The 11626-nt window shown below is 71.4% G+C and carries 9 protein-coding genes; 7 read left to right on the top strand and 2 right to left on the bottom strand.

Features of this window, described 5'->3' with window-relative positions; all coding sequences use genetic code 11:
* Positions 1-54: 54 nt before the first annotated feature.
* Positions 55-924: a 3-methyl-2-oxobutanoate hydroxymethyltransferase gene (gene panB / locus BS83_RS33720; RefSeq protein WP_037607196.1), complete on the bottom strand. Its 870-nt coding sequence runs from the start codon at positions 922-924 to the stop codon at positions 55-57.
* A 206-nt stretch (positions 925-1130) separates the two neighbouring features.
* Between panB and BS83_RS33715 the strand changes: the two genes are divergently transcribed.
* The 3 genes from BS83_RS33715 (at position 1131) to BS83_RS33705 (ending at position 4533) form a co-directional block, all read left to right on the top strand.
* Positions 1131-2774 carry an MFS transporter gene (locus BS83_RS33715; protein WP_037607195.1) on the top strand — a complete coding sequence of 548 codons (1644 nt, stop codon included), beginning with the start codon at positions 1131-1133 and terminating at the stop codon, positions 2772-2774.
* Between the two features lie 14 nt (positions 2775-2788).
* Positions 2789-3487 carry a TetR/AcrR family transcriptional regulator gene (locus BS83_RS33710; RefSeq protein ID WP_051944500.1) on the top strand — a complete coding sequence of 233 codons (699 nt, stop codon included), beginning with the start codon at positions 2789-2791 and terminating at the stop codon, positions 3485-3487.
* 71 nt (positions 3488-3558) lie between these two features.
* Complete coding sequence (locus BS83_RS33705) at positions 3559-4533, top strand: endonuclease/exonuclease/phosphatase family protein (protein WP_051944499.1); 975 nt, start codon at positions 3559-3561, stop codon at positions 4531-4533.
* A 245-nt stretch (positions 4534-4778) separates the two neighbouring features.
* Here the strand turns inward: BS83_RS33705 and BS83_RS33700 are convergent, their stop codons facing one another.
* The gene (locus BS83_RS33700; RefSeq protein WP_037607194.1) at positions 4779-6536 is read right to left on the bottom strand and encodes an NAD+ synthase; all 1758 of its coding nucleotides are present in this window, start codon (positions 6534-6536) and stop codon (positions 4779-4781) included.
* 291 nt (positions 6537-6827) lie between these two features.
* Between BS83_RS33700 and BS83_RS33695 the strand changes: the two genes are divergently transcribed.
* The 4 genes from BS83_RS33695 (at position 6828) to BS83_RS33680 (ending at position 11389) form a co-directional block, all read left to right on the top strand.
* Entirely contained in the window at positions 6828-8018 is a 1191-nt protein-coding gene (locus BS83_RS33695) for an SPFH domain-containing protein (protein WP_157597433.1), read from the top strand.
* A gap of 58 nt (positions 8019-8076) precedes the next feature.
* On the top strand, positions 8077-9078 hold the full coding sequence (locus BS83_RS33690; RefSeq protein ID WP_037607193.1) for a C40 family peptidase: 1002 nt from the start codon (positions 8077-8079) through the stop codon (positions 9076-9078).
* Between the two features lie 118 nt (positions 9079-9196).
* Entirely contained in the window at positions 9197-10558 is a 1362-nt protein-coding gene (glnA, locus tag BS83_RS33685; protein WP_037607192.1) for a type I glutamate--ammonia ligase, read from the top strand.
* Between the two features lie 369 nt (positions 10559-10927).
* On the top strand, positions 10928-11389 hold the full coding sequence (locus BS83_RS33680) for a hypothetical protein (protein WP_157597432.1): 462 nt from the start codon (positions 10928-10930) through the stop codon (positions 11387-11389).
* Positions 11390-11626: the final 237 nt, after the last annotated feature.

Genomic DNA, 11626 nt, shown 5'->3' with positions numbered 1-11626 from the left:
CGTCACGGCGTCACGCGCGGCCCGGCGGGGCCGGGCCGCGCCGGTGTGCCGTGCTCAGTGGAAGCTGTGCTCCTCGGCCGGGAAGGTCGCGGCGCGCACGTCGTCGATGTACTCGCGCGCCGCCCGGCCCAGCTCGGCCCGCAGGTTCGCGTACTGCTTGACGAACTTCGGCACCCGGCCCGCCGTCATGCCCGCCATGTCCGTCCAGACCAGCACCTGGGCGTCGCAGCCGACGCCCGCGCCGATGCCCACCGTCGGGATGTGCACCTCGGCGGTGACCTGCGCGGCCAGCTCGGCCGGGACGGCCTCCAGGACCACGGAGAAGGCGCCGGCCGCCTGGACCGTCTTGGCGTCGCGCAGCAGCTGGTGCGAGGCCTCGTCGCCGCGACCCTGGACGGGGTAGCCGCCCAGCGCGTGCACGGACTGCGGGGTCAGCCCGAGGTGGGCCATGACCGGCACGCCGGCCTGCACCAGCATCTCGATGGCCGGCGCGGAGCGCTCGCCGCCCTCCAGCTTGACCGCGTGGACGCCCGCCTCCTTCATCAGCCGCACCGCGTTCCGCAGCGCCTGGGCCGGGGACTCCTGGTAGCTGCCGAACGGCAGGTCCGCGACGACCAGCGCCCGCTTGGTGCCGCGGACGACCGCGGCGGAGAGCATCGCGATCTCGTCCATGGTGACCGGCACGGTGGTGTCGTAGCCGAGGTGGCAGTTGCCCATGGAGTCGCCGACGAGCAGAACCGGCACGCCGGCCTCGTCGAAGACGCCCGCGGTCAGCGCGTCGTAGGCGGTGAGCATGGCCCAGCGCTCGCCGCGCAGCTTGGCGGCGGCCAGGTCGCGCACGGTCACCCGGCGCGAGGTCACGCCGCCGTAGAGGGAGGTGGGCGCGGAGTCCTTCGGGGCAGGCGGAAGCGAACCGTTCTGCATGACGTGTCTCCTGTGTGTCGTCTCGTGGCGCCGTTCGGCGTCCCCGGATCACGTCCATGCTGGCACGTCGCCGTGAGCAAGGGAAAGGGGAAGGGAGGGGGCGCGCGAGTCGCGCAGATCACCTTGCCGGGTGGTTTCGCCGAGGGATCCGGTCTCGTTTTCGATACGAGACGTTCTCGTATCGAAAATCGCGCTACGCTGCTGCCATGACGACCACTGCCGCTGTCGCCGCGCCGCCCCGGGTGCCCGAGGCCATCCACAGGCGCCGCTGGGCGATCCTCACGGTTCTGGTGTTCAGCCTGCTCGTCGTGGTGCTGGACAACTCGATCCTCAACGTGGCGATGAAGACGATCGCCACCCCCGCCCCGGTCGGCCTGGGCGCCACCCAGAGCCAGCTCGAATGGGCCATCAACTCCTACACCCTGGTCTTCGTCGGCCTGCTCTTCACGGCCGGTCTGCTGGGCGACCGGCTGGGCCGCAAGAAGGTCCTGCTCTTCGGCATGGTCGTCTTCGGCCTCGGCTCGCTGCTCTGCTCCATGGCGAGCAGCCCCGGCGAGCTGATCGCCTTCCGCGCCACCATGGGCTTCGGCGGCGCCTTCGTGCTGCCGGCCACGCTGGCGATCATCATGAACGTCTTCGAGCGCGAGGAGCACCCGAAGGCCATCGGCATCTGGTCCGGCGCGGTCGGCCTGGCCATCGCCATCGGCCCGATCGCGGGCGGCCTGCTGCTGGCCCACTTCTGGTGGGGCTCGGTCTTCCTGGTCAACGTCCCGATCGTGGTGGCCGCGCTGATCGGCATGGTCGTGCTGGTCCCCGACTCCCGCGACCCGAGGCCCGGCAAGCTCGACCCGCTGGGCGTGCTGCTCTCCATGGTCGGCCTGGTCGCGCTGATCTACGGCATCATCAAGGGCGGCCAGGACGCCGACTTCGGCGCCACGGAGAGCTGGGTCCCGATGCTGGCCGGCGTGCTCGTGCTGGTGGCCTTCGTGTTCTACCAGCGCCGGGCCAGGAACCCGGTGCTGACCATCTCCTGGTTCCGCAACAAGCACTTCTCGGCGTCCGTCGTCGCCATCGGCCTGGCCTTCTTCGCGCTGATGGGCGTCACGTTCTTCGGCGTCTTCTACATTCAGAGCGTGCGCGGCTACAGCCCGCTGCAGGCCGGTCTGCTGCTGCTCCCGCTCGCCGTCGCGCAGCTGATCTTCTCGCCGCGCGCCCGGCTGGTCGTGGACCGCTTCGGCGTCAAGGCCACGGTCGCGCTCGGCATGGCGCTGATCGCGGTGGCCTTCGTCGGCTTCCTGGCGCTCGGCCGGCACACCGGCATCTGGGTGCTCGAGGTGGTCGCGTTCGTCCAGGGCGCGGGCATGGCGCTGGTCATGCCGCCCGCCTCGGTCACCATCATGGCCAGCCTGCCGCGTGAGAAGGCCGGCTCCGGCTCGGCGGTGAACAACACCTTCCGGCAGGTCGGCGGCTCGCTGGGCGTCGCGGTGCTGGGCGCGCTGCTCTCCACCACCTACCGCAGCGGCGTCCAGGACCACCTGGGCACGGTGCCCCCGGCGCTGCGCGGCGCGGCGGGGGAGTCCATCGAGGGCACGCTCGGCATCGCCGAGAAGCTGGGCCCGTCGGCGGCGGGCGTCGTGGAGCCTGCCAAGAGCGCGTTCATCGACGCCATGCACACCACCTCGCTGGCGGCCGCGGCCGCGGCGGCGCTCGGCCTGGTCGTCGCGCTGCTGTTCCTGCCCGGCAAGTCCGCCTCCTACGGCGGGGCGATGGCGCCCAAGGACGGCCCGGCGCCCGCGGACGCGCAGCCGTCCCCCGCGCCGGGCGACACTACCGGGGTCCAAGCGGAGTGAGGGAGGATGGGGCGGTGAGCAGCAGCAGCGCGGTCGACAGCGAGTTCGAGCACCTGATCAGCCGTGAGATCGGCGAGCGTCAGCCCGCCGCCCCAGCGCCCGTCCGGCGGGGCCGACCCCGCAACGAGGCGGTCGAGACCTCCATCCTGGAGGGCATGCTGCGGCTGCTCGCCCGCGGGTCCAGCCTGGCCGGCCTCAGCATCGACGCCATCGCGGCCGAGGCGGGCGTCGGCAAGGCGACGATCTACCGCCGCTGGCCCGACAAGGACGCGCTGCTGCTGCATCTCCTGGTGAAGCTGGAGTCCAAGGTCGAGCCGGTCTGCGACCAGGGCTCGATCCGCGACACGCTGGTGGCGGTGCTGGAGAGCATCCGGCTGAACGCCGTGAACCGCCGCTCCGGCACCGACCTCGCCATGATCGGCGCGGAGATCCGGGCCATCCCCGCCCTCTACAGCCGCTACCACGAGGCCGTCATCGCCCCCCGCCGCGCGCTCCTGCGCGAGCGGATCGCCGAGGCCCAGCGGCGCGGCGAGCTGCGCGCCGACCTCGACCCCGACCTGCTCGGCGAGCTCGTCGTCGGCCCGATGCTGTCGCGGTCGGTGCTGCATCCGGACGCCTCGGTCGAGGATCCCGACCTCGCCGCGACGATGGTGGACGCGCTGCTCTCCGGCCTGGCCGCTCACCCGACTCACACCTTCGCCGAGGGAACCTGACGTCCCCGCCCGGCGTCTTCCCACCCATAGGCTGAACCGCAGCAAACCAGGCAAAGGGTGAGGAACGGCGCATGGCATTCGGCATCGGGGATCTCCACTGGCGCGGGCGGGACGGCAGGGGCCGATCCACCTGGAGCCGTGGTTGGGTCCTTGCCGGACTGGCGCTGCTGACCGCCGCGATCCTCGCCTTCCACCGGCAGGTCCCCGACGACGTCGGCAACTTCGGCAGCCTGATGGAGACCTTCCTGCCCTGGTTCGGCCTGGCCGTCCCGGTGCTCCTGGTCCTCGCGCTGCTGCGCCGCTCCGCCACGGCGCTGGCGGCGCTGCTCGCGCCGACGCTGATCTGGGTGATGATGTTCGGCTCGCTGGTCACCGACAAGAGCGGCGGCGGCTACGACTTCACCGCGGTCCAGCACAACATCAGCGCCACCAACCAGGACGTCGGGTCCTCCATGGACACGCTGATGCAGGCGAAGCCCGACGTCATAGCGCTGGAGGAGATCACCGGCGCCCAGCTCCCGACGATCCGGCAGAAGCTGGACGGCGCCTACCCCTACCACGTCGTCGAGGGCACGGTCGGCCTCTGGTCCAAGTACCGGCTGACGGACACGGGGCCGGTCGACATCAAGATCGGCTGGACCCGCGCCCTGCGGGCCACCGTCGACTCGCCGAACGGCCCCCTCGCTGTCTACGTCGCCCACATGCCCTCGGTCCGCGTCAAGTTCGACGGGGGCTTCACCGCGAACCAACGCAACCACAGCGCGGAGGCGCTGGGCGAGGCGCTGACCAGGGAGCCGCTGAAGCGGGTCCTGCTGCTGGGCGATCTCAACGGCACCATGAACGACCGCGCGCTGGCCCCGATCACCATGCAGCTGCGCTCCGCGCAGGGGAGCGCGGGCGACGGCTTCGGCTTCAGCTGGCCCTCCTCCTTCCCGACGGCCCGCATCGACCAGATCATGTCCCGCGGCATCACCCCCACCTCCGCCTGGACCCTCCCGCAGACCGGCAGCGACCACCTCCCGATCGCGGCCCACTTCGAGCTCTGAAAACCGCTTGGGCGCCACGGACCGCTTCTGCCCGCGCGCTCCTGCGCCGCGCCCGACGGTCTGACGGACATCGGCCGGCTCGCTCCCGAGACGCGCACCGCGCTCGAAACCGCGCTCACCCTCGACCGCCGGCTCGCCTCCTCGGGAAGCCGGCGGGTGTTCCACGAGGACGCGCAGATCCGGCACGCCGCAGCCGACTCCTCGTCACCGCTGCCTGACCGTCCGCCCCCCTGACCGTCGCCGCGTCAGCTCTCGCGCCAGCGGTTGGTGATGGGCTGACGGCGGTCGCGGCCGAAGTTCTTGGAGGAGATCTTCGTGCCCGGCGGGTACTGCCGGCGCTTGTACTCCGCCGTGTCGACCAGCCGGATCACCCGGTCCACCAGTGCCGCGTCGAAGCCCGCCGCGACGATCTCGCCCCGGCCGCGGTCCTGCTCCACATAGGCCGTCAGGACCGCGTCCAGCATGGCGTAGTCGGGCAGGGAGTCCGTGTCCATCTGGCCTGGGCGCAGCTCCGCCGACGGCGGCTTGGAGATGGTGTGCTCCGGGATCGGCGGGGTCTCGCCGCGCTCCCGGGCGGCGTCGTTGCGCCAGCGGGCCAGGCGGAAGACCAGCGACTTGTAGACGTCCTTGATCGGACCGAACGCGCCGACCGAGTCGCCGTACAGCGTGGAGTAGCCCACGGCGAGCTCGCTCTTGTTGCCCGGGGCCAGCACCAGCTGGCCCTCCTGGTTGGAGATCGCCATGAGCGTCGTGCCGCGCAGGCGCGACTGCAGGTTCTCCTCGGCCAGCCCGGTCAGGCCCAGCGAGGCCATGTAGGCGTCGAACATCGGCGCGATCGGCACGGTCCGGTAGTGCAGGCCGGTGCGGGCGGCCAGCTCGGCCGCGTCGTCGCGGGAGTGCTGGGAGGAGTACGCGCTCGGCATCGAGACACCGAAGACGTTGTCCGCGCCGATCGCGTCCACCGCGATCGCCGCGACCAGCGCCGAGTCGATGCCGCCGGAGAGGCCGATCAGCACGGACTTGAAGCCGTTCTTCTCCACGTAGGCCCGCACCCCGCAGACCAGCGCGGCGTAGATCTCCTCCAGCTCGTCCAGCCGACGCGCCTGGCCCGGCACGACCGGCCGCTCCGGGGCCGGGAGCGGCTGCTCCGACAGGACGGTGCGCCTGACCTCCAGGCCGTCCGCGACGATGTGGGTCGCCCCGCCCGCCTCGGCGGTCGCCCGCGGCAGGTCGAGGTCGATCAGCAGGCAGCCCTGCTCGAACTGCGGCGCCCTGGCCAGCACCTCGCCGGCCGCGTCGACGACCAGCGAGTCGCCGTCGAAGACCAGCTCGTCCTGGCCGCCGACGAGGTTGACGTAGGCCAGGGTGCAGCCGGCCTCGGCGGCACGGCGGCGGACCAGCGCCAGCCGCGCGTCGTCCTTGTCTGCCTCGTAGGGGGAGGCGTTGATCACCAGCAGCAGCCCGGCGTCGGCCTGACGCGCCGCCTGGACCCGCCCGCCGTTCTGCCAGATGTCCTCGCAGATGGCGAGGGCGACGTCGACGCCGTGGAGGCGGACGACCGGGAGCGTGTCGCCGGGGACGAAGTAGCGGAACTCGTCGAACACCCCGTAGTTGGGCAGGTGGTGCTTGGCCAGCCGGGTGACCACCTCACCCTGGTGGAGCAGTGCCGCGCAGTTCTGCGGGGATCCGGCCGGCAGGCCCAGCCGGGTCGAGGCGGTCAGCGACTTGCCCAGGTAGCCGACGACGACCGGGGTCCCGCCCAGCCCTTCCGTCTCCAGCCGGGCGGCTAGGGTGACCAGCGCGGAACGGGAGGCCTCGACGAAGGACGGGCGCAGGGCCAGGTCCTCCACCGGGTAGCCGGTGAGCGCCTGCTCGGGGAAGGCGACCAGGTGGGCGCCCTGCTCGGCGGCGTGGCGGGTCCAACGGACGATCAGCTCGGCGTTGCCGTCGATGTCGCCGACGGTGGCGTCGATCTGGTTCAACGCGAGGCGGAAGCCAGTCATGGCCACAGACTAATCGTCTCTTCGACGCTATGGGTCGGCGGGGGCCCCTCGGTGCGATCGCGCGCCGCTCGCCCCGGCTCGGTTCGCCCCCGCCCGAGGATGCTCGCGCGGGCGAGTGTTCGTCCGCGCACCGACTCGTTCGGGTGTGTTTCCTTGCACGATGTATCAGGGCATGCCCGTATTGGGACTGAGATATATCCGTATTGACGATATGTCCGAAATAAAGGTACGTTCGAGCCCTTCGAGCACGGGTGCGGGTGGCTGAGAACGCCCGCAGAGGGGATGGACCACGTGGACCAGCCGGCCGAGCGTCAGGCCACCGCACCCTGGGCGGTCCGCCGCCCGCCCCGATCCGACGCGGAACTGAGGGAGCGTCCGGCCCGGGGCGTCCTGCCCGGCTGGACCGCGTTCCCCGTCGTCGCCGCCGCGGTCGTCGGCGCCGTGCTCGTCCAGGCGCGTCGCGCCGCGGGCCTCCCCTCCTGGGCGCCGGGCGGCCGGGCGCTGCACGACAGCGGTCCGGTCCTGGCGGACCGCCCCGCGGTCCTGCTGCTCGCCCTGTGCGGGCTGGTGACGGCCCTCGCCCTCTTCGGCCTGATGGCCAATCCGGTCGGCACCGTCCGGGTGCTCAGCCGCTGGGGCGGCTACCGCGGCTCGGTGCGGCGCTCCGGGTTGGTCTGGGTGAACCCGCTGCTCAAGCGCCGCGCCGTCGACGTGCGGATCCGGCACTGGCGCAGCGAGCCGATCGCCGCCACCGACCGCGAGGGCTCCCCGATCACCGCCGAGCTGATGCTGGTGTGGCAGGTCAAGGACACCGCCCGGGCCAGGTTCGCGGTCGACGACCACGGCGCACACCTCGCCGCCAGCGCGGAGGCCGTCTTCTGCCGGATCGCCTCGACGCTGCCGTGCGACAGCTTCGTCACCCCCGGCCCTTCGCTCCGCGACGGCCAGTGGCTCGGCGGCGAGCTCACCCGCCTCCTGGGCGCGGAGATGGCCCCGGTCGGCGTCGCCGTCTACTCGGTCCAGGCGGTCGGCCTCGGCTACCGGGCCGACTTCGCCGACGGCATGCGCCGCCGCCGACTCGCCGAGCTGGACGCGGGCACGCGCGAGGTCATCGTCGGCGACGCGGTCGAGACGGCGACCCTGACGCTGCGCCAACTCGAACGCGACCAGGGCCTGACCCTCGACGCAGACTTCCGCGCCTCGCTCACCCGCGACCTGGTCACCGCCTTCCTCGCCGTCCCGGTCGCCCAGCAGGGGAGCGACGCGGCCGTCGAGCCGGTCGACACCGACCCGGTCACCTCTCCGGTCACCCCGTCGATCCCGGCTCCGGGCTCCGCGACGGCCGTGCCCGGTGTGCTCGACCCCCTGGACGCCCTCGACGCCGCCGACGCCACCCGCGCCGCGGAGGCCGTCCGGCCCCCGGCACCGCTCCACCGTTCCGCGACCGCGCTCTCCTTCCGCGCGCGCACCCCGCAGCAGTGACGCAGACCTTCGTGACGCCGCCGTACGCACCACTCCCGAGGAACGGAGCCCGTCCGCGATGACCGCCTTCGCCGAACTGGACATATCCGACTGCACCTGCGCCCCGTGCCGTGCGCACGGCAGGGCCGCCTCGCCGACCGCCTCCGAACCGCGCCACCACACGCGCCCACTGGTGCGGGCCGCCGCGACGACCGCGATGCTCGCGGTGGGCGGCGGAGCCGCGCTGATGACCGCCCCCACGGCCAACGCCGAGCCCGCGCCCGCGCACGCCGGCTGGGACGGTCACCGCTACTGGTTCAAGTCCGACGGGCAGTGGCGCTGGACCACCCACTACGACGTCTACCTGCGCCACGCGGGCAGCGGCGACAGCGGCACCACCACCGGCGCGATCCGCCAGGGCTGGGACGGACAGCGCTACTGGTTCCGCAAGAACGGCGAATGGCGCTGGACCACGCACTACGACATCTACCTGACCTACGTCGGCGGCGGCAGCGGCTCCACCCAGACCGCGGGCGGCATCACCTGGGGCTGGGACGGGCAGCGCTACTGGTTCCGCAAGAACGGCGAGTGGCGCTGGACCACGCACTACGACATCTACCTCAGGTACGCGGGCGCCTCCCACCCCAACCCCGGCCCGGGCCCCGGCGACCCCGGCTCCGGCAAGCCCCCCACCCCGCCGCCCGGGCAGGGCGTGGGCACCCTGGAGTCCGCGATCTCCTTCGCCGAGGCGCAGCTCGGCAAGCCCTATGTCTGGGGCGGCAACGGCCCCTACGGCTACGACTGCTCCGGACTCGTGCAACAGGCGTACTACCGGGCCGACGTCCGCCTGCCCCGGGTCGCCGCCGACCAGTACCGGGCGACCACACCCATCGCGGCGAGCCAGCTGCGCCGCGGCGACCTCATCTTCTGGTCCTCCAGCAGTCGCGCGTCGGGGATCCACCACGTGGCGATCTACCTGGGCTCCGGCCGCTACATCGAGGCGCCGCACCCGGGGGCGGACGTCCGCATCTCGGTCCTGTCGACGGGCTACTACCCCACCCAGTTCGGCCGGGTCTCCTGACGGCCCTGCCTGGCCGTCCCACCAGGCTCATAATCTGCAATGATGCGATCAGTGGACCAGGCGCCGCCTGCGCTTCCGCGTTAACGCAACCGTAAACCGCAGAGGTGAGACTGTAGCCATGGGCAAGCAGCAGGAGTTCGTGCTCCGCACTCTCGAAGAGCGAGACATCCGGTTCGTCCGGCTCTGGTTCACCGACGTCCTCGGTTTCCTCAAGTCCGTCGCGGTCGCCCCGGCCGAACTGGACCAGGCCTTCGAGGAGGGCATCGGCTTCGACGGGTCCGCGATCGAGGGCTTCGCCCGGGTCTACGAGTCGGACATGCTGGCCAAGCCGGACCCGGCGACCTTCCAGATACTGCCGTGGCGGTCGGAGGCGCCGGGCACGGCCCGCATGTTCTGCGACATCCTGATGCCGGACGGCTCCCCGTCCTTCGCGGACCCGCGCTACGTCCTCAAGCGCACCCTGGAGAAGGCGTCCAACCTGGGCTTCACCTTCTACACCCACCCCGAGATCGAGTTCTTCCTGCTCAACAACCTCCCCGCGGACGGCACCGCGCCGATCCCGGCGGACCACTCGGGCTACTTCGACCACACCCCGCGCGGCGTCGGCCACGACTTCCGCCGCCAGGCCATCACCATGCTGGAGTCGATGGGCATCTCGGTGGAGTTCAGCCACCACGAGGGCGCCCCCGGCCAGCAGGAGATCGACCTGCGTTACGCCGACGCGCTGTCGACGGCGGACAACATCATGACGTTCCGTCTGGTGATGAAGGAGGTCGCACTGGAGCAGGGCGTGCACGCGACCTTCATGCCGAAGCCGTTCTCCGGATGGCCGGGCTCGGGCATGCACACCCACCTCTCCCTCTTCGAGGGCGACCGCAACGTCTTCCACGAGGCGGGCGCGGAGTACCAGCTCTCCAAGGTCGGCCGCTCCTTCATCGCCGGCCTGCTGCGGCACGCGGCGGAGACGGCTGCGATCACCAATCAGTGGGTCAACTCGTACAAGCGCATCTGGGGCGGCTCCCAGCGCGCCGCGGGCGCGGGCGGCGAGGCGCCGTCGTACATCTGCTGGGGCCACAACAACCGCTCCGCTCTGGTCCGGGTGCCCATGTACAAGCCGGGCAAGCAGGGCTCCACCCGCGTGGAGATCCGCTCCCTGGACACGGGCTGCAACCCCTACCTGGCCTACTCCGTCATCCTCGCGGCCGGCCTCAAGGGCATCGCCGAGGGCTACGAACTCCCGCCCGGCGCCGACGACGACGTCTGGGCGCTCAGCTCCCTCGAGCGCCGCGCCCTCGGCATCGAGCCCCTCCCGCAGAACCTCGGCGAGGCGATCGACCTGATGGAGCGCAGCGAACTCGTCCGCGAGACGCTGGGCGAGCACGTCTTCGACTTCTTCCTGCGCAACAAGCGCCAGGAATGGGAGGAGTACCGCTCCGAGGTCACCGCCTTCGAGCTCCGCCGCGGCCTTCCGGTGCTGTAACCGCAGGTCAGCGGACTTCCTGGCCAGGGGCGGGAGCCCGGCGGATTGCAACCGCCGGGCTCTCGCCCATTTGGTCCCCCCAACGGCCCCCAAACGGCGTCTGGGCCGTCTCTGGGCCGTCAAGCCGCGAAGCCGCGTCCCTTGTAGAGCGCATCCGGGGCCTTCCGCGTGCGCCCTGCGCTGCTCGGGAGAGGAGAAGTGCCTGAGGGCGACCGGCCTCTTCGCCGTCCTCGGGTTCGCCCACCTGCGTAGCGCCGTGGGCAAGGAAAATCTCGTGGGGAGAGTCGACCTGCCGACCATCGGCTGGAACGTCAGCTCCGTCGTCTTGGATGGCGTCCTGGGGAGTGGGACAGCGTCCTCCGACAGGAGTTGAACTCGTTCAAATTCTCTGGCAGCGTTGCGGCCTCGGTGACCGCATGCGCATGGGGGAACGAAGTGACACCTGAATCGCTGGAAGTGCCGAGGTGGCGGATCGCCCTGCGGACCCTGCTGATCGAGACCACCTGTCTCGTCGCCGTCCTTGCCGTTCCCGGATTCATCCTGCTGGTCTTTTCGTCGGGGTGCTTCACCCCGGGCCAGTCGGATGCCACCGAGCCGCAGGTGTTCGACCCAGCACTCGCCATCGGCTGGGTTGCCCTGGTCGGGATCTTCGTGGTCACTGCGGTGATGGCCTTCAAACTCCTCTTCGCCAGCGAGCGAGGTGACGCTGTGAGCGTGCGCCGACTGCAATGCCAGCTCGCAGTGCAATTGGGGCTGATCCTCACAATCGCCGTGCTGATGGCTGCCCTAGCTGATCCTCACCGAATCGACCAGTGCTACCCCCATCACTGATGGAGTTACAGGTTGAGCACAGCGTGCGCCGGGCCCGTCTCATGACCGTTGGTCTGCGTCTGGGCCGTGCGAGGCCGGCCAACGATGACAGACGGGCCCAGCCGGTGCTGCAACCGCAGCTCAGCGGCACCCCTGGCACGACGAAGGGCCGGACCACGGTGGAGGTCGATCCACTGTCGTCCGGCCCTTTCCCGACGCGGGGGCCGCCTACGGGCCGTCGGGGAGCATCATCGCCGC

The sequence above is a fragment of the Streptacidiphilus rugosus AM-16 genome (assembly GCF_000744655.1).
In the GTDB taxonomy this organism is placed as follows: Bacteria; Actinomycetota; Actinomycetes; order Streptomycetales; family Streptomycetaceae; genus Streptacidiphilus; species Streptacidiphilus rugosus.
Note: the sequence above shows the minus strand (reverse complement) of the source record. Positions and strands in the feature narration are given on the sequence as shown.